This is a genomic window from Pseudonocardia sp. NPDC049154 (genome assembly GCF_040648315.1).
Taxonomy (GTDB): Bacteria; Actinomycetota; Actinomycetes; order Mycobacteriales; family Pseudonocardiaceae; genus Pseudonocardia.
In genome coordinates this window covers 186,269-209,438 of the sequence record NZ_JBEZDN010000002.1, presented here as the reverse complement: position 1 = coordinate 209,438, position 23,170 = coordinate 186,269, and the positions used below count along the sequence as shown (strand labels likewise).

Genomic DNA, 23,170 nt, shown 5'->3' with positions numbered 1-23,170 from the left:
TACACGTGCACCGCGTTGGACATCACGATCGTCGGGTGCACCGGCTCCAACAGCTCCGACACCAGCGCCTGCAACGGATGCGACTGCAACGGCGCGGGCACGCCGAGCATGTCCAACAGCACGCTGGTGTGCCCGGCCGCGCACAACGCCACCCGCCCGCAGCCGATGTCCCCGCGGCTGGTGCGCACCCCGGTGACCCGGTCCCCGTCGGTGGCGAAGCCGAGGACCTCGCAGTCCTGGATCAGGTCGATCCCGGCGGCGTCGGCGCGGCGGGCGAACCCCCACGCCACGTAGTCGTGCTTGGCGATCCCGGCCCGCGGCTGATAGGTGGCCCCGTGCACCGGGTAGCGGATCTCCGCGCTGACATTGACGATCGGGCACAGCTTGGCCACCTCGTCCGGGCCCAGCCACTCCGCGTCGATCCCGTTGAGCTTGTTCGCCTCCACCCGCCGCACCGAGTCCCGCACGTCCTGCTCGGTGTGGGCCAGGTTGAGCACCCCGCGCTGGGAGAACAGGATCGGATACCCCAGCTCCTCCTCCAGGCCCTCCCACAACCTCAGCGAGTGCTCATAGATCGCCGCGGACTCGTCCCACAGATAGTTCGACCGGATCAGCGTGGTGTTGCGGGCCATGTTCCCACCCGCCAACCAGCCCCTCTCCAGCACCGCCACGTCCGTGATCCCGTGATTGCGCGCCAGGTAGTGCGCCGTGGCCAGCCCGTGCCCACCCCCACCCACGATCACCACGTCATAGGACTTCCGCGGCTCCGGCGTCCGCCACAGGAAGTCCGGGTGGTCGGGCAGGTGCGCGCCGGGCGGGACGGTGGTGCTCATCCCTGCAGCTCCGGGTAGAGGGGGTGACGGGCGGCGAGCACGGCGACGCGCTCGGCCAGGGCGGTGAGCTCGGCGTCCGACGCGTCGGGGCGCAGCGCCAGGGCGATCACGTCGGCGACCTCGGTGAAGTCGTCGGCGTCGAAGCCCCGGGCGGCCAGGGCGGGGGTGCCGATCCGGACCCCGGAGCTGACCATGGGCGGCCGCGGGTCGAACGGCACGGCGTTGCGGTTGACCGTGATGCCGACCCGGTGCAGCCGGTCCTCGGCCTGCTTGCCGTCCAGTGTGGAGTCGCGCAGGTCCACCAGCACCAGGTGCACGTCCGTCCCACCGGACACGACGCCGACGTTCTTCTCCTTCAGCAGCCGTGCGGCCAGGATCTGCGCGCCCTCCAGCGTGCGCTCCTGCCGCTCGCGGAACTCCGGCTCGGCGGCCAGCTTGAACGCCACCGCCTTGGCCGCGATCACGTGCTCGAGCGGGCCGCCCTGCTGACCGGGGAACACGCTCGTGTTGAACTTCTTCGCCAGCTCCTGCTCGGCGAGGATCACGCCGCCGCGGGGGCCACCGAGGGTCTTGTGCGTGGTCGACGTGACCACGTGCGCGTGGGGCACCGGGCTGGGATGCAGGCCCGCGGCGACCAGCCCGGCGAAGTGGGCCATGTCGACCATCAGGTAGGCGCCCACCGAGTCGGCGATCCGCCGGAACTCGGCGAAGTCCAGCTGCCGCGGGTAGGCCGACCAGCCGGCGATGATCAGCTTCGGCTTGCGCTCGACGGCCAGGCGCTCGACCTCGGCCATGTCGACGCGATGGTCGGTCTCGCGGACGTGGTAGGCCGCGACGTCATAGAGCTTGCCGGAGAAGTTGAGCCTCATGCCGTGGGTGAGGTGGCCGCCGTGGGCGAGGTCCAGCCCCAGGATGGTGTCGCCGGGCTGCAGCAACGCGGCCATCACCGCGGCGTTGGCCTGCGCCCCGGAGTGCGGCTGCACATTGACGAACTCGGCCCCGAACAGCGCCTTGAGCCGGTCGATCGCCAGCTGCTCGACGACGTCGACGTGCTCGCAGCCGCCGTAGTACCGCCGCCCGGGGTAGCCCTCGGCGTACTTGTTGGTCAGCACCGAGCCCTGAGCCTCGATCACCGCCAGCGGGGCGAAGTTCTCGCTCGCGATCATCTCCAGCGTGTGCCGCTGGCGGCCCAGCTCGGCGCTGATCGCGGCGTGGACCTCCGGATCCGTCTCCTGCAGAGACCGGCCGAGCACCCGCGCGGGGCTCAGGGCCCCTCGTCGATCCACCGTGACGGACATCCAGCCGACCCCCTGGTCATCGCCATACCTTTTGCTGTAGACTGATATACCAACTGCATGGCAAGGTAGGGCGCGTGGCGGTGGGGGTCAACACTTTGGCGTGAATTCATGCCGACGACCTCGCGGCGAGCCGGTTCGGATCACCTGGAGCGGGCTCGGCAACGTCGCGATCAGCCCGCGCGGCCGTTCCGCGAGGGGCTGCGGCGCCGAGGAGACCGCTCTCGCGCGCCGCGGCCGGCTCGAACCCGCCCCGCCGTCAGGGGTGCTTCCTGAGCTCCCGCCGCAGGACCTTCCCGCTGACCGTCTTGGGGATCTCGTCCAGGATCTCCACCTGCCGCGGGTACTTGTAGGCCGCCATGCGCTCCCTGGTGAAGGCGACGATCTCCTCGGGGCTCGTGCGCACGCCGGCGCGCAGCGAGACGAAGGCCTTGACCGTCTCGCCCCGGTACTCGTCCGGCACGCCGACAACCGCGGCCTCGCGGACGGCGGGGTGTTCGTAGAGGACGTCCTCGACCTCGCGCGGCCAGATCTTGTAGCCGCCGGCGTTGATCTGGTCCTTCTTGCGGTCGACGATGTAGAACCAGCCCTGCGGGTCCATGTGGCCCACGTCGCCCGTGCGCAGTAGCCCGTCCGGCAGGGCGTCCGCGCTCTCCGGCGTCTTGTTCCAGTACCCGGCCACGACCTGCGGGCCGGCCGTGACCAACTCGCCGATCTCGCCGACGGGCAGCTCCGCGCCGTTCTCGTCGACGATCCGCACCACCGTGTCGTAGACCGGGACGCCGACCGAGAGCGCGCCCGACGCGGGGTCGACCGGAGCCTCCGCGCCGTGCGGCACCGCGTGCGACGGCGAGGTGGTCTCGGTGAGTCCGTAGATGTTGTGGATGTAGTGGCCGAAGGTGTCCCGGAAGGCCTGGACCGTGCTCGGCGGGATCGGCGCCCCGCCCGAGTAGATCTTGGTCAGCCAGGCGAGCTGCGACTTCTCGGCGTCGGGCATGCCGCACCCCGGTGCCGCTCCAGGAACTCGAGGAGGTCCGTGGTGCCGGGGCAGGCGATCCGCTCGACGCCGGCGAACACGGCCGGCTCGTTCCGCGACTGCAGGTCGAGCTCGGAGGTGGTGAGCACCGTACGGACCGCGGTGCCGGGCAGGACCCGGGCGGCGACGTCGCGGTGCAGGGACTGCAGGCAGACCGGCGTAGTACTTCTCCAGCAACGCCCGGATCCCCGGGTTCTCCCGGTCCTCGACCCCGGGCCCGGTGGCGAGCAGGCCGCCGGCCAGATCGACGAGCGTCGCCGTGGCCTCGTGGTAGCCGTGCGCGAAGGTGTACTTGGCCATGTTCACGGCGAGCGGATCCAGCAACCAGACTCCCTGGGCGCCCTCCCGGGCCCGCAGCGCGGCCAGCTCGGCGAGCCCGCGCACCGTCTCCGACAGGCGATGAGCTTCGCGATCTTGTCGCGGACGTGTCCGGCGCGGGTGATGCCGTTGGCCTCGGCGACGAGGTGCGCGGCGCCGACGACGATGTCGAGCAGCGGGAGCTTGTAGTTGATCGCCGTGAACCGGTGGTAGTCGACGAACGCGATCGCCAGCGGGCCCGCGGCCCCCGGCCGCCGCTCCAGGAACACCCGCTCACGCGGGTCCGGACGTCGTCGAAGACGGTCAGCGACTCCAGCAGCTTGTGCTTCGACGACAGCGGGAAGCTGAAGCCGTCCCGCTCGCCCGCCGCATAGGGCGGTCCGCAGGTACAGGTCGGGATCGGCCTGCTGCGACGCCTGCCGTCGCGCAGGCCGTCGCGGTACTGCTGCGCGGTGCGCAGAGCCATCAGTGGGTCCCTTCAGCGGTTGCAGGAGATTCGCTCCCGAGCCGACCACGTCGGTCGGGGCGTCGGGAGTGCACGAAGGGGGACGGGGCGGCATGCACTTTCGTGCACTGTGCCGCGCCGGTCCCCGCTCCGAAGGTGGTCTGCGGCACACGCAGACCGCGGCGCGACGGCGCGCCGCCGGAAGAGAGGTCACCGCATGGCCAGGCTGAAGTTCGGCATCTTCCTCGCCCCCGTCCATGCCCCGGGGGTGAAGCCCGCCGTCGCGTTCGAGCAGGATCTGCAGCTGATCGAGCACCTCGACGCGCTCGACTACGACGAGGCGTGGTTCGGCGAGCACCACAGCGCGGGCTCGGAGATCTACGCCTCTCCGGAGATCCTCATCGCCGCCGCGGCGCAGCGCACCCGGCGGATCAAGCTGGGCACCGGCGTCACATCGATCTCGTACCACAACCCGCTGTGGGTGGCGGACCGCATGGTCATGCTGGACCACCTCACCCGGGGACGGACGCTGTTCGGGGTCGGGCCGGGGTCGCTGCCCACCGACTCGGCGATGATCGGGCTGAACCCGACCGAGACCCGCGAGCTGCTCGAGGAGAACCTCGACATCATCCTGCGGCTCTTCCGCGGCGAGACGGTCAACGCCAAGACCCGCACCCACGAGCTGATCGACGCCCGGCTGCAGATGGCGCCGTACTCGGACCCGCTGTTCGACATCGCCGTCGCGGCGGTGGCCTCCCCCACCGGCGCCCGGCTGGCGGGCACCCACGGGCTCGGGCTGCTCAGCATCGGCGCCACGCTGAGCGCCGACGGCTTCGACGCCCTCGCCCACCACTGGAACGTCATGGAGGAGCGGGCCGCGGCGGCCGGCACCACGGTCGACCGGTCCGGCTGGCGGCTCGTCGGCCCCTTCCACCTGGCCGAGACCGAGGAGCAGGCCCGGCGCGAGGTCGCCTACGGGATCGAGCACTGGTTCCGCTACTTCCAGAAGGTCGCGGCGTTCCCGCAGATGGCTGTCTCGGGGGACGACCTCAACGAGATGATCGACTTCATCAACACCGCGGGCATCGGGGTCATCGGCACCGCGGACCAGGCGCGGGCGCAGGTCCAGCGGCTGGTGGACCAGGCCGGCGGCTTCGGCACCATGCTGCTGATGGGGCACGACTGGGCCGACCCGACGGCCACCAGGCGGTCCTTCGAGATCTTCGCCCGGGACGTCGCGCCCCACTTCCAGGGCCAGTACGCACCGACCGTCGAGGCCGCCCGGCTGGCGTCCGAGGGCCGCGAGCGGCACTCTCGGGCCCAGCTCGACGCCGTCGCGCACATGACCGAGAAGTACGAGAAGGAGCGTGTTCAGTGAGCGAGCCTGCGAGCGGATCATCGGCCCGGGGCGAAGCCGCTCGCGTGGTCGAGGCCCTGATGACCCTGGAGGCCGGGGACGTGTTCGCGCCCGGCGCCGTGACATGGCACTCCTTCGACGAGGTGGAGGCACCGACGGTCACGGACACCCTAGAGAGCGTCCGGGCGATCCGGAAGGTGGTGCCGGACTTCCGGATGGACGACGTGCGGACCTCCCCCGCCGTCGACGGGCTCGCGTGGGCGCAGTACACCGTCACGGGGACCCTGCCGGACGGCACGGTCTTCCGCGCGCCCGCCGCCCTGGCCGTGCACCTCGACGGCGCCGGGAAGGTCACCCGGATCGAGGAGTACGTGGACACCGCCCAGCTGAGCGGCTTGTTCGGCGCCCTGGGCTAGGCGCGGCCCCGCTGCAGGACGAGCGCGAGCTCGGTCCTGCTGCGGGTGCCGGTCTCCGCGAGCAGCCTGCTGACGTACTTCTTCACGGTGTCCTCGGTGACGCCCATCGTCCGGGCGATCACCGCGTTGGTCAGCCCGCTCGCGACCAGCTCCGCCGCCTCCGCGAGCCGGGGCGACAGGCGCGGCAGCCCCGCCTGACCGGCCGCGGACGCGGGGAGGTGCCGGGCGATCGCGCCGAGCTGCCGGCCGAGCAGCCGCAGCACGGCGAGATCGACCGGCCCCACCGTTCCGCGGGGCCCGAAGATCCCGAACAGCGCCTGCTTCCCGCCGGGCGCCACGTGGATCGCGGTGAGGCTCTCGATCCCGTGGCCGCCCAGCCAGTCGCGGTACGCGCGGTCCGCGGGCGGGGCCGGGTCGCCCGCGTCGACCGAGACGGCGGACAGCCGGTGCAGCCGGGCGGCGGCGGCCGGCCTCGCGAACACGTCATGCCGGTCCCAGCGCTGCCGGTACTCCCTGATCAGCCGCCGCTGCGTCCCTTCGAGCAGCGGCGACGGGTCCAGGAACAGCCCGCCGTAGCTCGGTCCCGCGAAGAAGGTGGTGTTCCGGTAGCCGAGCACGGACCCGAGGGCCTCGAGCGTGCGCCCGGCGAACTCGGCGACGTCCCGGGAACGGTCCACGTGTTCGAGCACGGCGAAGACCGTGCCGAGCCGCTTGGCGTCCAGACTCGCCGAAGCCACCGCCTGCATCCGGGCACCTCCCACGCTGCCAGGTCCGGGCAGCGTAACCGATCAGTACCCGGTGCCCCCGCATCCGGTGCGAGCTCGTGCGCGGTGAAGAACCGCGACTCGTCCGAGGCCAGGAACAGCACCGTGTTCGCGATGTCCCGCGGCTCGGCCTGCTCCAGCGGCAGGATGGTGGTGAACATCCCGCCGAGGTTCGGGTGCGCCTCCAGGGCCTCGCCGATGATGCCGAGGACGTCGCCGCCGCCCATCGGGGTCCGTACCGCGCACAGGTGCACGCTGTTGACCCGGATGTTGTGCTCGCCGAGCTCGACCGCGAACGCCTTCGCCATGCCACGCACCGCGAACTTGCTGGTCGTGTACGGGACCAGGAAGGGGTGCACGGTGATGCCCGCGGCCGAGCTGGTGATGATCACCGAACCGCCGCCCGCGGCGACCAGGTGCGGCGCCGCGACCATCACGGTGTTCCAGGTGCCGGTGACGTTGACGCTCTGGTGGTACTCGAACAGCTCCGGGGCGACCCGGTCCCACATCGCCGGGACGCAGATCCCGGCGTTGGCCACCCCGACGTCCAGGCGCCCGAGCTCGGCGACCGCGCCGTCGACCGCGGTGCGCAGTCCCGCGAGGTCGCGGATGTCCGCCTGCGCGGAGACGATCCGCCGGTCCAGCTTCTCGACGAGCGCCACGGTCTCGGCGAGGTCCTCCGGGGCGGCGGACGGGGTACGGAACGACACCGTGCCGGGGTCCTCGCACGGACCCCGGCCCGGGGAGTCACATCTTCTGCAGGGCGCCGGCGTCGACCGGCAGTGTCGTCCCGGTGACGAACCGCGCCTGGTCGGAGGCGAGCCAGGCCACGGCGTTGCTGATGTCCCGCGGCTCCACCCACGGCGTCGGCAGGATGTTCATGCCGCCCAGCAGCGCCTCGCGGAAGTCCTCGCGGGTCGGGGCGTCCAGGTCCGGGCGGAACAGCTTGTACATCCCGACGTGGTCGATCATGTCGGTGAGCACCGACGTGGGCTGCACGGCGTTGACCCGGATCTCGTGCTGCCCCAGCTCGTTCGCCATCGTCCGGGCGAGCCCGATGACGCCGTGCTTGGCGGCGACGTAGTGCGCGAAGTTCGGGAACCCCTGGACCCCGCCGGTGGAGCTGATCAGGATGACCGACCCGCCGGTCCCCTGCTCGATCAGCGTGGGGACGGTCGCCTTGACCGTCTTCCACACCCCCGTCAGGTTGACCTCGATCGTGGTGTCCCACTGCTCCTCGGAGAGCTCGTGGACCGGGGCGGTGGTGAAGATGCCCGCGTTGGCCACCACGACGTCGAGCCGGCCGAGCTCCGCGACGCCGTCGGCGACGGCGGACTGCAGCGCGGCGAGGTCCCGGACGTCGGCCTGCCGGGCGACGACCCGGCGGTCCAGCTTCTCGATCTCCGCCGCGGTCTCGGCGAGCTCGGCCGTGGTCGCGCCGCGGTACTCGACCGTCTCGACCGGGGCGCAGACGTCGATCGCGACGACGTCGGCGCCCTCCTCGGCCAGGCGGATCGCGTGGGAGCGCCCCTGCCCGCGGGCCGCGCCGGTGACCAGGGCGACCTTGCCGTCGAGGGTGCCCATCAGGCGTTCAGTCCCGTCCGCTCCCAGTACTCGGCGAACGCGGGCGGGCAGATGTCGGTGCCCCGCGTGACCTTGCCGTCGACGAACTGGTGGGTCATGACCATGGTGAAGTCGAGGACGTCGTCGCCCAGCCTGCGGTAGGCGCGCACCCAGGCGGTGACCAGGCCCTCGTCGGTCTCGTCGGTGCGGACGACCTCGTTGCGGGCCTCGTCGAGCTTAGCGAGGATGCCGAAGGCCTCCAGGAACTCACCCTTGGTGTAGATCCGCTGGGTGCCGTCGAGGGTGAACCCGGCCCACGTCATGTCGTCGGCGTAGAGGCCCACCAGCAGGGTCGGGTCGCCGGCGTCGGCGGCGGCGAAGGCGGCCTTCAGGTTGTCGGCGTGCGACATCAGTTCTCCTCGAGGTAGCCGGCGAGGATCGGGCCCGAGGCCTCGACCAGGGTCATGGGCTCGACGAGCAGGTGCTGGGCGCCGACGGAGATGTCGCACAGGCAGCGGCCGAGCACGCTGGGGTTGCGGATCGAGGCGGAGCCGCCCCAGTTGTAGGCGAAGGTGACGACGTCATGGGCCACCTTCTGCACCCAGGTCGCGACCTGGCGCAGCCGGGCCCGCTGCTCCTCGGTGATCTCCTCGCCGGCGGCCGCGGCGGCCTCGGCGTCGGCGTGGGCGTCGTAGACGTAGCGGCGGGCGGCCTGCAGCAGCGCCTCGTGCGTCACGAACTCGCGGCGGAACATCTCCGAGTCGCCGACGACGGTCGGGTAGCCGGGCCGGGCCTTGGTGGTGGCGATCTGCGCGATCTCCTCCAGGGCGCGCTGCGCGATGCCGAGCGCGACCGGGGCGTGCCCGCCGACGCCGATGCCCAGCAGACCGAGCTTGTAGACGGGCTCGGGGCGCACCGGGACCGTCGAGAAGGTGTCCATGGTGTGGGCCTCGGGGACGAACACGCCGTCGACCCGGTAGTTGTCGCTGCCCGTCGCGACCATGCCCATGACGTTCCAGCCGCCGAGGAACTCGATCTGGTCACGCGGCAGGAAGGCGACGCGGCAGACCGGGGCCTCACCGTTCATCTCCGGGTTGCCGTCCGCGTCCTGCACGACGAACCCGGCGCCGATCCACGACGCGTGGTGCGAGCCGGACCCGAAGCCGTAGGTGCCGGTGACGCGGTAGCCGCCCTCGACCCGCACGCCCGTGCCGGTCGGCAGGATCATGCCCGCGGTGATGCCCTTGTCCGGGCCGGCGAACATCTCCCGGGCGCCCTCCTCGGGGAAGTACCCGACCGCGATGCCGGTGCTGAACGCGTTGGCCATGAAGGCCCAGCCGACCGAGCCGTCGGCGCGGGAGAGCTCCTCGACGACCTTCAGCGAGGTGACGAGGTCCTGCCCGCCGCCGCCGTACTCCCGCGGCACGAGCAGCCAGAACAGGCCCTTCTCCGCGATCGCGTCCACCACCGGCTCGGTGATGGTGGCGCCCGCCTCCATCGCGTCCGCCTCGGCGTCGATGACCGGCTTGAGGCTGCGGGCGAGGGCGACGTAGTCGACGTCGCGCCCCGTCTCCGCGTCGCCGGGCCTCTCGAGGGTCTGTGTCATGGGTGTCGGCCTCCGTTGGTCGCACGTCGCTGAGGACGCGGATCACGATGCCGACCTGCGGCCGCGGGCGTACCCGGGGAACCACGTGGTCCGCCACGTGGTCACCCTGCGATCACCCGGTGGGCGCGGCGGTGCGGGCCGCGGTGAGGGCGACCGCGACCTGGTTGCGGTTCTGCAGCCCCAGCTTCTGCAGGATGTGCTCGACGTGGCCCTCCACGGTGCGGTGCGACAGCACCAGCGCCGCGGCGATCTGCCGGTTGGTGAGCCCGGCGGCGAGGTGGCGGGCCACCTCGCGCTCCCGGGGCGACAGGACCGCCACCAGCTCGATCTCGCCCTCCGGCGCGTCCGGGGCGGACCGGTCGAGGGCGAGGTCGAGCAGCTCGGTCATGCCCATCGACGCACCCCGCCGCGTGCCGGCCTCGTAGGCGGCGTTGCCGAGCTCGGAGCGGGCGCGCAGCGCGAACCGCTCCCGCCGGGCCATCCACTGCGCCGAGCCGTAGAGCTGCTGGCCGAAGGCCCGCCAGAGCACCGACGCGGCCCCCACGAGGGCGGCGGAGCGGGCCGCCGACCCGGCGCCGGCCTCCGCCCAGCCGAGCAGCTCGACGGCGAGCGGGGTGCCCACCGAGTCCTCGAAGTCCCGCTTGAGGCACAGGCTGGCGCGGGCCAGCTCGATCGCCTCCGGGAAGCGCTCCTCGGTCACCGCGACCAGCCCCTGGCCGAACACGGCGTAGGACAGCATCCACCGCTCGCCGACCTGCTCGCAGCGGCGGCGGACGTCGTCGAAGTACCGCCGGGCCTCGCGGGTCCGGCCGTCGAAGCAGAGCAGCATCCCGAGGTGCACCCGCACCGCGCAGGGCAGGTCGCCGCGCACGTCCGGGCGGCTTTCGTAGAGCGCGAGCGACTCCGTCAGCAGGGTCTCGGCGCGCCGGTGGTCCCCGTCGAAGAAGGCGCCCAACCCCTGCGCGTCGAGGGCGAAGGCGGTGGCCGGGACGTCCCCGGCCCGGCGCGCGAGCCCGAGCGCCTCGGCGACGACCGGCTCGGCCGCCGACCGGTAGCCCTGCATCGTCCGGACCAGGCCCAGGGTGCCGAGCGCGGCCGCCCGGCGGGCCGGGCCCAGGTCCTCCCGCTCCAGCACCCGGCCGAGCCACATGGCGTGCTCGCGGGCGGAGAGCCCGCAGGCCCAGAGGAACCACGGGGCGGACACGAGCTCGGCCGCCGACGGACCGTGCGCGTCGGCCGGGAGGACGAGCGCCGTCTCGAGGGCCTTGCGGACGTTGGCCAGGTTGGCGCGCAGGCGCTCGGAGATCTCGAACTGCTCGTCGCTGAACCAGGACCGCACGGACTCGGTGACCAGCCCGGCGCACCACTCAAGGTGCCGGCGGTGCAGCCGCTCGCTCTCGTCCGGCGACAACATGGCCTGGCCGAACTCGCGGATCGTCTCGAGGATCCGGAAGCGGACCCGGCCGCGGGACTCCTCGCGCTGCAGGATCGACTTGCCCACGAGGTCGTACAGGCAGTCCAGGACGGCACCCGCCGGCAGCGCCCCGTCGGCGCACACGGCCTCGGCCGCGCGCGTGTCGAAGCCCCCAGCGAAGATCGACACGCGGGCCCACAGGAGCTGCTGTTCGCGGGTGCAGAGCTCGTGGCTCCAGGCCATCGCCGCCTGCAGGCTCTGGTGCCGTTCCGCCCCGCCCCGCCCCCGGGTGGAGAGCAGGTCCACGCTGTCCGACAGGCGCTCGGCGAGCTCGTGGACGGACAGGACCCGCAGCCGCGCGCAGGCCAGCTCGATCGCCAGCGGCAGGCCGTCCAGCCGCTCGCAGACCCGCTGCACCGCGTCCCGGTTGGTGTCGTCGACGGTGAAGCCCGGCAGGACGTCCCGGGCCCTGCTCTCGAACAGCGCGATCGCCGGCGTCCGGTCGCCCGCCGTGGACAGGGGGTTCAGGACGCTGATCCGCTCCCCCGGCAGGTTGAGGACCTCACGGCTCGTGGCGAGGAAGTGGACCCGGGAGGTGGCCCGGAGCACGTCGTCGACGAACCGCGCCGCCGCCTCCAGCACGTGCTCGCAGTTGTCCAGCACGATCAACATGTGCCGGGTGCGCACGTGCTCCACGAGCGCGTCGACGGCCGGGCGGTCCGGCTGGTCGCGGTGCGCGATCCCGAGCCCGTCGAACACCGCCTGCGGCAACAGCGCCGGGTTGCGCAGGGACGCGAGCTCGACGACCCGGACGCCGTCGGCGAAGGCCCGGCGCAGCTCCACCGCGGTCCGGGCGGCGAGCCTGGTCTTCCCGACCCCGCCGACCCCGATCACGGTGACCAGCCGGTGGCCGCCCAGCAGCTCCCGCAGCTCGCGGAGCTCGGCGCGCCGCCCGATGAACTCCGTGGCGAACTCCGGCACCGCACAGCCCGTCCGCGTCAGCGGGCCGCCCGGCCCGCCCACCAGTCGTCGCTCCCGGTCCACGCGTCTGGCGAGCGTCGTGCGCGAGCGCTCCCACCCGATCCGCTGCCCGATCTGCGTGATCGTCAGACCGGGCTCGTCGGCCAGGAGGGAGCGGATCTGCTCGGCGTAGGCGTCGGTCACCGACCCGCGGCCGGGACGGTGGTCCGGCGGCGGCGCGTCGAACGACAGCGCCCGCCGGATCGTGTTGCGGGACATCCCGAGGTGGGCTGCCATGCCCTTGATCGACATGCCGGCCGCGGAGAGCCGATGGATCTCGCTCCACTCGTCGGCGTTCAACGGCTCCTCCGGCACTCCACGATGAGGCTGGCTCACGATCACGAGGGGCCGGTGCGGGTGTCAAGCGAGGTCGGCTGAAGCACGTGCCGGACCACCCCGAGGGGGGTCAACATGTGTCACGGGCCACCGTACCGACCCTCCCCTACCCGAGGAACGCGCCGGGAGCGGCCGCGCCTCCGCCGTGCCCGGCTCGCTCGAGGCGGGCCGAGCCGTTCCTCCGGGCGGAACTCGGCGCTAGGAGACCGCTGAAGAACCCCGGCCTACTACGCGACGCCCAGGCGGCGCCCGCGCTGCGTTGTCGGCCTTGCAGATACGCCCGGTATGAGCTGCGGCCTCCGCCTTGCGCGGACACCACCTGGCCGCCGCTCGCGACGCCCGGGGTTCTTCAGCGGCCTCCTAGTCGGACGTGCGGCGCCGGCGGCGGTAGTGGCGGGCGACGCGGGCACGGTTGCCGCAGCCCGCGGAGCACCACTCCCGGCGGGGATGGTGACGGACGAAGTAGAGGACGCAGCCGGGGGCGAGGCAGGCGCGGAGCTCCGCGGCCTCCTCACCGGCGAAGAAGCGGACGGCCTGCTCGGCGAGCCCGGCCACCGCGACCCGGTCCGCGGCGGCGTCACTGCGGACCTCGCGGCGGGGTTCCTCGCCGGGCTCCCAGCGCAGCGAGGCCCACGTCGGCGCGGCGGCGCACGCGTCGTCGAGCACCTGGAGCGCCTCGGCGCGGGTGGGGACGGCGGAGCCGGCCGACGGGCGCGGATCGCCGGTCAGCTCGGCGGCGAGGCGGCGCAGGGCGTCCCGGAGCAGCCGCAACCGGTCCAGGTCGGGAATCGGCGAGTCCGGGAGGACCGCGCGCAACCAGCCGAGCGCCTCGTCGGGCGTCGCGAGGGCGTCGTGGACCCCCGAGCGGTCGGCCCACACGGTGTTCATCAGCTCGACGGGCGCGGGCTCACCGAGCAGCGGCGCGGACGTGCCCGACGCGTCGAGGTCCATGCCCGGACCCTACCTAATGGGAAAGAGTGCCGTCAGCCATTGCACTCGGGCCGCCACCCTGGCAGTCTTCCTAATGGTTTGATTCGGACGATCCGTTAGGAGTGGTCGTGGACGACGCGAAGGGGTTCCACCCGGGCGAGCTCGCTGTGCAGCGCCGTGCCGGCGTCGTCCACGACGCGGCACGTCTCGTCGGGATGCTCGAGGCCGCCGACCTCCGCGGCGGCGCCGCCCGCTTCCTCGCCGAGCGCACGTTCCTCGCGGTCACCGCCCGCGACCGGACCGGCCGGCTGTGGATCACGCCCGTGACGGGCCCACCCGGGTTCGTCGACGTCCGCGGGCCCGCCGACCTGCTCGTCCACGCCGTGCCCCCACCCGGCGATCCGCTGGAGGGGCTCGGCGCCGGACAGCAGATCGGGATGCTCGCCCTGGATCCCGCCCGGCGGCGCAGGCTCCGGATCAACGGCACGCTGACCAGCGCGGACGATCGTGAGCTGGCCGTCCAGGTGGACCAGGCCTACGGCAACTGCCCCCGGTTCATCCACCCACGGGACCTCCGACCCGCTCCCGCCGCCGGTTCTGCGACCGTCCGCCGCGGCGCGGCCCTCGACCCGGCCGACGTCGACTTGATCCGCCGCGCCGACACGTTCCTGCTCGGCACCAGCCACGCGACCCACGGTGCGGACGCCTCCCACCGCGGCGGCCGGGTCACGGTCGAGGACGGGCGGACACTGTGGTGGCCGGACCTCCCGGGCAACAACATGTTCAACAGCCTGGGCAACATCGCCGTCGATCCCGCGGCCGCGCTGGTGTTCGTCGACTTCGCCACGGGCGCGACCGTGCACCTGTCCGGCGTGGCGGAGGTCGACTGGCAGGACGAGGGCCGTGGGGTGCGGCTCACGGTCGAGGCCGTGGTGGCCGGACCGTCCCTCCCCCTGCGCGAGGCGGGCTAGGGCGATCTGCCTGGCCTTCCGCGGTGCGCGCCACGAGCTCCCCGACCGCCCTCTCGAGGAGCACGTCACCGACGACGACCTCCTGCAGAGGCAGACCGAGGACGCCGGCAGCCCGCTCCGCCGCCGCGCGGAGACCCGGGGTCGGGTGCTGGGCGAGCCAGACGACGCGCCGGTAGTGGCCGAAGTAGTCGTCGCGCAGCTCCGGGTACCGGTCCAGACCGAGCTCGACGACGACGGAGCGGGTGAAGGACGCCGCGAGGTAGTCCGTCAGCACGTAGGTTCCGGGTTCCTCCTCGAGCACCGCGCGCATCCGCGCGGTGCCGGCGAAGACCGTGTAGCAGTCGGCGCCGGCCAGCCGGGGCACCGCCCAGCGGGCGCACACCTCGTCGAGCGCGCCGTAGGTGCCGCAGTCCGCGTAGCCGACGGCGACCCGCGCGTACCGCGCGCGGAGCCGCACCACCTCGCGCTCGACGGCGGCCGCGATCCGATCCGGCCGGTTGTGCAGCAGCGGGGGCAGCGGGACGACGTCGACGGGCCACCCGCGGCGGCCGGCGACGTCGGTGACGTGGCGGGCGATCGCCCCACACGCGACCACCGCGACCCGGTCCGGGTGCTCGCGGCGGTCAGACCGGGAAGGCGAGTCGCTCGACGAACCGGTCGTTGAAGTCCGCGCGGTCGGAGAGCTCGACGTAGTGCACCTCCTCCAGCAACGCCTGGGCCGCCGCCCGCTCGCGCACCGACAGCAGCGCCATCTTGGCCCCCTCCCCCGCGACGTTGCCCGCGCTCACGATGCGCAGCAGCGCGACGTCGGGCACCAGCCCGATCCGCACCGCGGCGGCGGGGCCGAGGTAGCTGCCGAACGACCCGGCGAGCAGCACCTGGGCGACGTCGGCGCTGGTCAGCCCCTGCTCCTCCAGCAGCAGCTGCCAGCCCGTCGAGATCGCCGCCTTGGCGAACTGCAGCTCGCGGATGTCGCGCTGGGACAGGTAGAGCGCGTCGGCGGGGTCGCCGTCCGGGTCGTCCCCGCGGAAGTGCAGGACGAAGACGCGCTCCTTGCCGACCTGGCGCAGCCGCGCGGCCAACCCGGGCGGTACACCCGGTGCGTCCGGCGCGACCAGGCGCCCGGAGCCGTCGACGAGACCCGCCGCCACCATCGCCGCCACGGCGTCGACGAGGCCGGACCCGGCCAGCCCGGTCGGCTCGACGTCCCCGATGACCTGCAGCACCACGTCGTCGTCGCCGATCTTCACGCCCTCGATCGCACCCGGCGCGGCCCGCATCCCGCAGCGGATGGCCGCGCCCTCGAACGCAGGCCCGGCGGGGGCGGCCGTGGCGAGCAGCCGGTCGCCGGCCGCGAGGAGGATCTCGCAGTTCGTGCCGATGTCGATGAAGAGTCGGACGCGCCGGTCGCGGTCCATCCCGGAGGCGAGCGCCCCGGCGACGATGTCGCCGCCGACGTAGGCACCGAGCGCCGGGAACACGTACGCCCGCGCCCGCGGGTGCGCCCGCACCCCGAGGTCGGCGGCCGTGAGGTCGTCGAAGGACCGGGAGGCCATGACGAACGGCGCGACCCCCAGCGGCTCGGGGTCCAGCCCCAGCGCGAGGTGGGTCATCGTGGCGTTGCCCGCCACCGCGATCTCGTAGACCTCGCCGCGGTCGACCGCGCCGTCGGCGCAGACCTCGCCCGCGAGCTGGTCGAGGCCGTCGTGGGCGAGCGCGGTGAGCCGGTCCAGCGCCGTGGGGTCGGTCATCGTCGCGCTGATCCGCGTGATCACGTCGGCGCCGTGGGACTGCTGGGGGTTGAGCCGCGAGGCGATGGCGACCGGGGTGCCGGTGGCGAGGTCGAGCAGCGTCGCGACGACCGTCGTCGTGCCCAGGTCGAAGGCGATGCCGAAGAGCCGCCCGCTCGTGTCCCCCGGCTCGACGTCGACGAGCACGTCGTCCACCACGACCGCGGTGACCGTGTGGTCCGCGGCCCGCAACGCCCGGGACAGGCTCCGGATCGCCGGCAGGTCCACCCGGAGCTCGAGGTCGGGCAGCGCGTCGCGCAGGCGCTCGAGGTCGGTGCGCTGATCGGAGAGGGTGGCCTCGGGCAGCGTCAGGCAGCGCTTCTGCAGGGCGGGGCGCAGGATCACCTGGCGCCCGACGCCGACCGTGGCCGCCTTCGGCCGGGTGACCAGGGGCGGCACCTCCACCCGCAGGTCCTGCTCGGCCCGCGCCCGGCAGGCCAGGCGCCAGCCCGCACGCAGCTCCTCCGGCCCGAACGCGCGCGGGTCCAGCCGCGACACCGTCACGTCGCCCTCGACGACCCGCATCCGGCACTTGCGGCAGGTGCCGTGGCCCCCGCAGGTGGAGTCGACGGCGATGCCGTTCCAGCTCGCGGCGTCGAACAGCGTCGCCCCGGCGGGGACCCGGACCTCGCGAGGGCGGGCTCCGTCGGGGTCGAACCGGATGCGGACCCGGTCCGACGGGGGCAGCTCCGGCAGCGCGGTCACGTCAGGCCGTCTTCCCCGCGGCCGCCGCCCGGGCGCGCGCGATCCAGGCCGCGCCCCACTCGTCGTTGCCGAGCAGCAGGTCCGCGGCCTTGACCGCCTCGACGATCTGCGGCGACCGCACGTCCATGATCGCGCTGGTCAGTCCGCAGGACATGGCCATCGGCAGGAACGTCGCGCCCAGCGCCGGGCGTCCGGGCATCCCGAAGGAGACGTTGGAGGCGCCGAGCGTCATGTTCAGGCCGAGCTCGCCGGAGATCAGCTCGATCGTCCGCAACGTCGTGCGGACGAGCGTCGTGTCCGCGCCCACCGGCATGGCCAGCGGGTCGACGACGATGTCCTCGACCGGGATGCCGTACTCGCCGACCGCGATGTCGAGGATCTTGCGGGTGATCTCCAGGCGGCGCTCCGGCTCGTCGGGGATCTCGTCCTCCTCGTTGGGCAGCGCGATCACCGCCGCCCCGTGCCGGGCCACGATCGGCAGGATCGCGTCCAGCCGCTCCCGCTCGCCGGTCACCGAGTTCACCAGCGCCTTGCCCTCGTACGCCGCGAGCCCGGCCTCGAGCGCCTCGACCACCGACGAGTCGATCACCAGCGGCAGGTCCGTGAGCTCCTGCACCATCGTGACGGCCTTGGCGAGCAGCTCGGCCTCGTCGGCGAGCGGGACGCCCATGTTGACGTCGAGCATGGTCGCCCCGCCGGCGACCTGCTGCTCGACGTCGACCTGGATGCGCGTGAGATCCCCCCGGCGCAGCTGTTCGGCGAAGATCTTCCGGCCGGTCGGGTTGATCCGCTCACCGATCAGGCAGAACGGTTGATCCGGACCGATCACGACCTCGCGGGTCGCGGAGCGGAGAACGGTGTGCATCAGACCCCCACGGCGGCGCGACGGGCGGCGAGCAGTTCCTTGGCCTTCCGGACGGCGGTGGCGGCGTCGGCGGCGTACCCGTCGGCCCCGACGGCGTCCGCGTACTCCTGGGTGACCGGGGCGCCGCCGACCATGACGATCACCCGGTCACGCAGTCCGGCCTTCTGCAGCGCGTTGATGTTGGCCTTGAACATCGGCATGGTCGTGGTGAGGAACGCGGAGAAGCCGACGATGTCCGGGTTGTGCTCCTGGATCCCGGCGATCACCTTCTCCGGCGACACCTGCACGCCGAGGTCGATCACGTGGAAGCCCGCGCCCTCCAGCATGATGTTCACGAGGTTCTTGCCGATGTCGTGGACGTCGCCCTTGACGGTGCTCATCAGGAACGTCCCGACCGTCCGGGCCCCGGTCTCGGCGAGCAGCGGGCGCAGGACGTCCAGCGCACCGCTCATCGCCTTGCCCGCGACGAGCATCTCCGGCACGAAGAAGTCGCCGCGCTCGAAGCGGGCGCCGACCTCCTCCAAGGCGGGGATCAGCGCGTCGAACAGCATCGTCTCGGGGGTCAGGTCCGCGTCGAGCCCCTCGTGCGTCAGCTCGAGTACGCGCGGCCTGTTCCCGACGAGCGTCTCGTCGTAGAGCCCGCGCAGGATCGTGTCGTGATCCGTCACGCCGAACCTCCCTTTCGTCCGGGTTGGTGCCCCAGCAGCGCGGACAACCCGCGCAGTTCGGTGACCAGCAGGTCCCCGAGCCTGGTGATGCCGTAGTCGTTGATGCGGTTCGTGGGTCCGGAGACCGAGACGGCGGCGACGACGGTGCCGTCGACCGCCCGCACGGGAGCGCCGACGGCGGCGAGCCCGAGCTCCAGCTCGTCCAGCGAGCCGGCCCAGCCCCGCCGGCGGACCTCGACGAGGGCGTGCTCGAACTGGGCGCGGTCGACCGGCGAGTGCGCGGTGCGGCGCTCCAGCTGGCCGGGCGGCAGCGCGAGCGCGCCGAAGGCGTAGAGCACCTTGCCCAACGCCGTGCAGTGCGCGGGCACGTCGACGCCGACCCAGTTCGTGGCCCCGATCAGGTAGCGGCTGTCGACCTGGTCGATCTCGACGAGCTGCCCGCCGCGCGCCACGGCGAGGTTCACCGTCTCCCGACAGAGCGACGACAGGTGCTCCATCGTGGGGCGGGCGAGCTCGGCGAGGTCGTGCAGCGCGCTGGGCCGGGCGGCGTGCAGCGAGAACAGCGCGCCCGGGCGGAACGCCCCGGCCCGGTCGCGGTACACCAGCCGGCTGCGCTCCAGGGCCTGCAGGAGCCGGGAGGTGGTGGACTTCGCCAGGCCGAGCTCGTCCACCAGCGAGCTGAAGGTGCGCGGCGCGCCGGACTCGACGATGAGGCCGAGCAGGGCACTTGCGCGTTCGACCGACTGACTGCCCGTCTGCGCCGCCATGAGAGCCGTCCAAAGTTTCACATTATGGAACCCGAGTTCTGACGATGGCGGCTACTGTGACGCCGGTCTCTCAGCACGTCAAGAGCGGAGAAGCACATGTTCCGCAACGCGATGCCCCGGTACGAGATCCTCTCCGAGGACGCGATGAGCACCCTCGACGCGGGCTGGCGCCGGCTGGTGTCGGAGATCGGCGTGGAGTTCGGGTCGGCCCGGGCCCTTGAGCTGTTCCGGCAGGCCGGCCAGAAGGTCGAGGAGTCCGACGGTCAGGGGGTCGTCCGGTTCGATCCCGACTTCCTGCTCGAGCAGGTCGCGAAGGCACCCCGGTCCTTCGACGTGCAGGCGCGCAACCCCGCGAACACGGTCCACATCGGCGACGACGCGATGGCGTTCGGGGCGGTCTACGGCCCGCCGTTCGTGCGCGAGGGCGACGTGCGCCGGGACGCGTCGATGGACGACTTCCGCAACTTCGCCCGCCTCGCCCAGGGCTTCGCCGCCCTCGACTCGGCGGGCGGGGTGGTCTGCGAGCCGGAGGACACGCCGCTGGACTCGCGGCACCTGGACATGACCCTCGCCCTGCAGACGCTCACCGACAAGATCTACATGGGCAACGTGGTGTCCGGGGTCAATGCCGCCGACACGATCGCGATGACCGAGATCCTCTTCGGCGGCCGAGCGGCGATCGAGGCCACCCCGGCCACGATCTCACTGATCAACTGCAACTCGCCGCTGCGCTGGGACGAGCGCATGCTGGAGGCGCAGCTCGCCTACAGCGAGGCCAACCAGGCCGTCGTGATCACCCCGTTCCTGCTGATGGGAGCGATGTCGCCGGTCTCGATCCCGGCGGCGCTGACCCAGCAGATCGCCGAGGCGCTCACCGGCATCGCGCTCTCCCAGCTCGTCCGCCCGGGCTGCCCGGTGATCTTCGGGTCGTTCCTGTCCAACATCGACATGCAGTCCGGCTCGCCCTGCTTCGGCACGCCGGAGTCGGCGGTCGGGCTGCTCTGCACGGGGCAGATCGCCCGCCGCTTCGGGCTCCCGGTGCGCTCCGGCGGTGGCCTCACGTCGAGCCAGACCGCCGACGCCCAGGCCGGCTACGAGTCGTTGATGACCCTGCTCCCGACGTTCCTCGCGGGCATCAACTGGGTGATGCACGCGGCGGGCTGGCTGGAGGGCGGGCTGGTCGCGAGCTACGAGAAGTTCGTGCTCGACGTGCAGCTGCTGGAGATGCTGCAGCACGAGTTCACGCCGCTCGAGATCGACGAGGCGTCGCTCGCGTTCGACGCGCACGACGAGGTCCGCCACGGCGGCCATTTCCTCGGTGCGGCCCACACCATGGAACGGTTCCGCACCTGCTTCTACCGACCGTTCCTCTCCAGCTCCGAGAACTACGAGCGCTGGATGCGCAACGGGGCGAAGGACGCCGCCGCCCGCGCCCGCGAGATCGCGCGGAAGCGGCTCGACGAGTACGAGCCTCCGCCGCTGGACGACGCGGTGCGCGAGGAGCTGACGGAGTACGTGACCCGGCGCCGCCGCGAGCTGGGCGACTAGGAGGACCACCTCATGGCGAATGTTCCCACCACCGCGCGCGTCGTGGTGATCGGCGCCGGCATCGTCGGCAACTGCCTCGTGCACCACCTCGCCCGCCTCGGCTGGCGGGACATCGTGCAGATCGACAAGGGCCCGCTGCCCAACCCCGGGGGCTCCACGGGGCACGCCTCGAACTTCATCTTCCCGGTCGACCACTCGCGTGAGATCGCCGACCTCACGCTCGACTCGATGCGCCAGTACAAGGAGCTGGGCGTCTTCACCGAGTCGGGCGGGTACGAGGTCGCCCGCACCGAGGAGCGGATGGAGGAGCTGCGCAGGCGGATGTCGTCGGCGCGGGCGTGGGGCGTCCCGGCCGAGCTGGTGACCCCGGACCACGTCGTCGAGCGCGTCCCGTACCTGGACAAGGACCAGATCCTCGGGGCGTTCTGGACGCCTTCCGTGGGCGTGGTCGACTCGCTGCGCGCGGGGACGCTCATGCGGGAGTCGGCGCTGGCCCTCGGGGCGCTCACCGTCGTGTCGACCGTCGAGGTGATCGGCATGGACGTCGAGCGCGGCCGGATCCGGCGCGTGCGCACCACCGGCGGCGACATCGAGGCCGAGACCGTGGTGATCGCGTGCGGGGTGTGGAGCCCGAAGCTCGCCAGGATGGCGGGCGCGGCGATCCCGCTCACCCCCGCCGTCCACCAGATGATCTCGGTGGGGCCGATCCCGCAGCTCGCCGAGCGGCCCGGCGAGATCTCCTTCCCGATCATCCGCGACATGGACACGTTCTGCTACGAGCGCCAGCACGGCGCCGACATGGAGGTGGGCTCCTATGCCCACCGTCCCATCCTGTGGGACCCGGAGGAGATCCCGTCGATCGACCAGGCGCGGCTCTCCCCCACCGAGGCGCCGTTCACCGCGGACGACTTCGACCCGCAGCTGGAGCAGGCGCTCGAGCTGATGCCCGACGCGCTCGCCGCCGAGGGGGCCGAGATCCGCTACGCCATCAACGGCCTGCTCTCGCTCACCCCCGACGGCGCCCCGATCCTCGGCGAGACGCCCGAGGTGAAGGGCCTCTGGTCCGCGGCGGCGGTCTGGATCAAGGAGGGGCCCGGCGTCGGCCGGGCGGTTGCGGAGTGGATGACGCAGGGGTACTCCGAGATCGACCTCCACCACTCCGACATCGCGCGGTTCTACCCGCACCAGCGCACCCGGGCCCACGTGCGCTCGCGGACGTCGGAGGCGTTCAACAAGACCTACGGCATCGTGCACCCGGGCGAGCAGTGGGCCGGCGAGCGCGGGAAGCGGCTCGCGCCCATGCACGCCGCGGAGCGCGCCGCGGGCGCCGAGTTCTTCGAGACCGTCGGCTGGGAACGGCCGATGTGGTACGCCTCGAACGAGGCCCTGCTCGGCGAGTACGGCGCGGCGGTCATGCCGCGCGAGCACGAGTGGGACTCCCGCTGGTGGTCGCCGATCATCAACGCCGAGCACCTCGCCCTGCGCGACCGCGCCGGCATCGTCGACCTGTCCGCCTTCGCGATCTTCGACGTCGTCGGGCCGGCCGCGGAGCAGGCGATCCAGGGGATCGTCGTCGCGCAGGCCGCCGTGGCCGAGGGCCGCGTGATCTACACACCGGTGCTCGACGCCCGGGGCGGCTTCCGGTCCGACCTCACGGTGATGCGGCTGGCGCACGACCGGTACCGGGTGGTCACCGGCGGCCTCCACGGCATGGCCGACCTGAAGTGGTTCGCCGACCACCTGCCCGACGGCGCCGCGATCGTGGACCAGACGTCGGCCTTCACCACCATCGGGCTGTGGGGTCCGCGGGCCCGCGACATCCTCGGCCGCCTCACCGACGACGACGTCTCGCACACCGGTTTCCCGTTCCTCACCTGCCGCGACATCGCCGTCGGCAGCGTCGGCGTGCTCGCGTCGCGGATCTCCTACGTCGGGGAGCTGGGCTGGGAGCTCTACGTCCCGATGGAGCAGGGCGCGCGGGTGTGGGAGCTGCTGCACGAGGCGGGACGGCCGGACGGGGCCGTCCCGGTCGGGATCGGCGTCTACGGCACCACCGGCCGGCTGGAGAAGGGCTACCGGGCGTTCGGGTTCGAGCTCGACGGCGAGCGCACCATCGTCGAGGCGGGGATGGCGCGACCGAAGGTCAAGGACGCCGACTTCGTCGGCCGGGAGGCCTACCTCGCCCACCGCGCGGCCGAACCGCAGGCGGTGCTGTGCACGCTCACCGTCGACGACCACCGGTCGGCCACCGGCGGCAACCGCTACATGCTCGGTGGCGAACCGATTCTCACCCGGGACGGCGGTGTGCTGACGGACGGGCACGGCCACCACCCCTACGTCACCTCGGCGGGGTCGGCGCCGTCCCTCGGCACACACCTGCTGATGGCCTACCTGCCACCGGACCAGGCGGTGGTCGGCAATCGGCTCGCCGTGTCCTACATGGAGGAGCTCTACCCGGTGACCGTTGGGTCGGCCGACGCCACGCCGCTGTTCGACCCGGCCAACGAGCGGATCAAGGGCTGA

Annotated in this window: 19 protein-coding genes and 2 pseudogenes; 5 read left to right on the top strand and 16 right to left on the bottom strand. The window is 72.7% G+C overall.

Going from position 1 to position 23,170, the window contains the following annotated elements; genetic code table 11:
* The 4 genes and pseudogenes from AB0B41_RS02775 to AB0B41_RS02760 all read right to left on the bottom strand — a co-directional run.
* Positions 1-833: FAD-dependent oxidoreductase (locus AB0B41_RS02775; protein WP_358198183.1), on the bottom strand; the 833-nt coding region annotated here is incomplete at its 3' end.
* Positions 830-2,131: a serine hydroxymethyltransferase gene (glyA, locus tag AB0B41_RS02770; protein WP_358198181.1), complete on the bottom strand. Its 1,302-nt coding sequence runs from the start codon at positions 2,129-2,131 to the stop codon at positions 830-832. The genes AB0B41_RS02775 and glyA, both read right to left, overlap by 4 nt.
* A 256-nt stretch (positions 2,132-2,387) precedes the next feature.
* A pseudogene (locus AB0B41_RS02765) lies at positions 2,388-3,319 on the bottom strand (AMP-binding protein); the annotation flags it as partial.
* A 25-nt stretch (positions 3,320-3,344) separates the two neighbouring features.
* A pseudogene (locus tag AB0B41_RS02760) lies at positions 3,345-4,042 on the bottom strand (4-hydroxyphenylacetate 3-hydroxylase C-terminal domain-containing protein); the annotation flags it as partial.
* A gap of 102 nt (positions 4,043-4,144) precedes the next feature.
* On the opposite strand from AB0B41_RS02760, the gene AB0B41_RS02755 reads away from it, so the two are divergent.
* Complete coding sequence (locus AB0B41_RS02755) at positions 4,145-5,305, top strand: LLM class flavin-dependent oxidoreductase (RefSeq protein WP_358198179.1); 1,161 nt, start codon at positions 4,145-4,147, stop codon at positions 5,303-5,305.
* Positions 5,302-5,700 (top strand): hypothetical protein, encoded by a 399-nt coding sequence (locus AB0B41_RS02750; RefSeq protein WP_358198177.1) that lies wholly within the window; start codon positions 5,302-5,304, stop codon positions 5,698-5,700. Before AB0B41_RS02755 ends, AB0B41_RS02750 begins: the two co-directional genes overlap by 4 nt.
* Here the strand turns inward: AB0B41_RS02750 and AB0B41_RS02745 are convergent.
* The 7 genes from AB0B41_RS02745 to AB0B41_RS02715 form a co-directional block, all read right to left on the bottom strand.
* The gene (locus AB0B41_RS02745; RefSeq protein ID WP_358198175.1) at positions 5,697-6,317 is read right to left on the bottom strand and encodes a helix-turn-helix transcriptional regulator; all 621 of its coding nucleotides are present in this window, start codon (positions 6,315-6,317) and stop codon (positions 5,697-5,699) included. The genes AB0B41_RS02750 and AB0B41_RS02745 overlap by 4 nt on opposite strands.
* The gene (locus AB0B41_RS02740) at positions 6,218-7,174 is read right to left on the bottom strand and encodes an SDR family oxidoreductase (protein WP_358198173.1); all 957 of its coding nucleotides are present in this window, start codon (positions 7,172-7,174) and stop codon (positions 6,218-6,220) included. The genes AB0B41_RS02745 and AB0B41_RS02740 overlap by 100 nt, the downstream gene beginning before the upstream one ends.
* Before the next feature lie 37 nt (positions 7,175-7,211).
* Complete coding sequence (locus tag AB0B41_RS02735) at positions 7,212-8,048, bottom strand: mycofactocin-coupled SDR family oxidoreductase (protein ID WP_358198171.1); 837 nt, start codon at positions 8,046-8,048, stop codon at positions 7,212-7,214.
* Positions 8,048-8,437, bottom strand: a complete 390-nt coding sequence (locus AB0B41_RS02730) for a hypothetical protein (RefSeq protein ID WP_358198168.1) — start codon at positions 8,435-8,437, stop codon at positions 8,048-8,050. Before AB0B41_RS02730 ends, AB0B41_RS02735 begins: the two co-directional genes overlap by 1 nt.
* Positions 8,437-9,633 (bottom strand): acyl-CoA dehydrogenase family protein, encoded by a 1,197-nt coding sequence (locus tag AB0B41_RS02725; protein WP_358198166.1) that lies wholly within the window; start codon positions 9,631-9,633, stop codon positions 8,437-8,439. The genes AB0B41_RS02730 and AB0B41_RS02725 overlap by 1 nt, the downstream gene beginning before the upstream one ends.
* Positions 9,634-9,745: 112 nt before the next feature.
* Positions 9,746-12,367 carry a LuxR C-terminal-related transcriptional regulator gene (locus tag AB0B41_RS02720; protein WP_358198164.1) on the bottom strand — a complete coding sequence of 874 codons (2,622 nt, stop codon included), beginning with the start codon at positions 12,365-12,367 and terminating at the stop codon, positions 9,746-9,748.
* 396 nt (positions 12,368-12,763) lie between these two features.
* The gene (locus AB0B41_RS02715; protein ID WP_358198162.1) at positions 12,764-13,354 is read right to left on the bottom strand and encodes an ABATE domain-containing protein; all 591 of its coding nucleotides are present in this window, start codon (positions 13,352-13,354) and stop codon (positions 12,764-12,766) included.
* Positions 13,355-13,461: 107 nt separating this feature from the next.
* Here AB0B41_RS02715 and AB0B41_RS02710 point away from each other — a divergent pair, with 107 nt between their 5' ends.
* Positions 13,462-14,304 carry a pyridoxamine 5'-phosphate oxidase family protein gene (locus tag AB0B41_RS02710; RefSeq protein ID WP_358198160.1) on the top strand — a complete coding sequence of 281 codons (843 nt, stop codon included), beginning with the start codon at positions 13,462-13,464 and terminating at the stop codon, positions 14,302-14,304.
* Here the strand turns inward: AB0B41_RS02710 and AB0B41_RS02705 are convergent.
* Genes AB0B41_RS02705 through AB0B41_RS02685 form a run of 5 tightly spaced genes read right to left on the bottom strand, consistent with a single transcriptional unit; the run spans position 14,249 to position 19,099 of the window.
* Complete coding sequence (locus AB0B41_RS02705; protein ID WP_358198158.1) at positions 14,249-14,899, bottom strand: DUF1638 domain-containing protein; 651 nt, start codon at positions 14,897-14,899, stop codon at positions 14,249-14,251. The two genes, AB0B41_RS02710 and AB0B41_RS02705, sit on opposite strands and share 56 nt — an antisense overlap.
* A gap of 28 nt (positions 14,900-14,927) precedes the next feature.
* A complete protein-coding gene (locus AB0B41_RS02700) occupies positions 14,928-16,799 on the bottom strand; it encodes an ASKHA domain-containing protein (protein WP_358198157.1) in 1,872 nt (623 codons plus the stop codon).
* Between the two features lies 1 nt (position 16,800).
* Positions 16,801-17,664: a dihydropteroate synthase gene (locus AB0B41_RS02695; protein WP_358198155.1), complete on the bottom strand. Its 864-nt coding sequence runs from the start codon at positions 17,662-17,664 to the stop codon at positions 16,801-16,803.
* Positions 17,664-18,332 (bottom strand): corrinoid protein, encoded by a 669-nt coding sequence (locus tag AB0B41_RS02690; protein WP_358198152.1) that lies wholly within the window; start codon positions 18,330-18,332, stop codon positions 17,664-17,666. The genes AB0B41_RS02695 and AB0B41_RS02690 overlap by 1 nt, the downstream gene beginning before the upstream one ends.
* Entirely contained in the window at positions 18,329-19,099 is a 771-nt protein-coding gene (locus tag AB0B41_RS02685; protein WP_358198150.1) for an IclR family transcriptional regulator, read from the bottom strand. Before AB0B41_RS02685 ends, AB0B41_RS02690 begins: the two co-directional genes overlap by 4 nt.
* A 96-nt stretch (positions 19,100-19,195) precedes the next feature.
* Here AB0B41_RS02685 and AB0B41_RS02680 point away from each other — a divergent pair, with 96 nt between their 5' ends.
* Entirely contained in the window at positions 19,196-20,647 is a 1,452-nt protein-coding gene (locus AB0B41_RS02680; protein WP_358198148.1) for a trimethylamine methyltransferase family protein, read from the top strand.
* Positions 20,648-20,659: 12 nt separating this feature from the next.
* The gene (locus AB0B41_RS02675) at positions 20,660-23,170 is read left to right on the top strand and encodes an FAD-dependent oxidoreductase (RefSeq protein WP_358198146.1); all 2,511 of its coding nucleotides are present in this window, start codon (positions 20,660-20,662) and stop codon (positions 23,168-23,170) included.

Excerpts from the sequence above, each read along its gene's own strand:
- AB0B41_RS02725 (WP_358198166.1), bottom strand. The coding sequence starts at position 9,633 with ATGACACAGACCCTCGAGAGGCCCGGCGACGCGGAGACGGGGCGCGAC.
- AB0B41_RS02735 (WP_358198171.1), bottom strand. The coding sequence starts at position 8,048 with ATGGGCACCCTCGACGGCAAGGTCGCCCTGGTCACCGGCGCGGCCCGC.
- AB0B41_RS02755 (WP_358198179.1), top strand. The coding sequence starts at position 4,145 with ATGGCCAGGCTGAAGTTCGGCATCTTCCTCGCCCCCGTCCATGCCCCG.
- AB0B41_RS02695 (WP_358198155.1), bottom strand. The coding sequence starts at position 17,664 with ATGCACACCGTTCTCCGCTCCGCGACCCGCGAGGTCGTGATCGGTCCG.
- glyA (WP_358198181.1), bottom strand. The coding sequence starts at position 2,131 with ATGTCCGTCACGGTGGATCGACGAGGGGCCCTGAGCCCCGCGCGGGTG.
- AB0B41_RS02680 (WP_358198148.1), top strand. The coding sequence starts at position 19,196 with ATGTTCCGCAACGCGATGCCCCGGTACGAGATCCTCTCCGAGGACGCG.
- AB0B41_RS02715 (WP_358198162.1), bottom strand. The coding sequence starts at position 13,354 with ATGGACCTCGACGCGTCGGGCACGTCCGCGCCGCTGCTCGGTGAGCCC.
- AB0B41_RS02675 (WP_358198146.1), top strand. The coding sequence starts at position 20,660 with ATGGCGAATGTTCCCACCACCGCGCGCGTCGTGGTGATCGGCGCCGGC.
- AB0B41_RS02685 (WP_358198150.1), bottom strand. The coding sequence starts at position 19,099 with ATGGCGGCGCAGACGGGCAGTCAGTCGGTCGAACGCGCAAGTGCCCTG.
- AB0B41_RS02730 (WP_358198168.1), bottom strand. The coding sequence starts at position 8,437 with ATGTCGCACGCCGACAACCTGAAGGCCGCCTTCGCCGCCGCCGACGCC.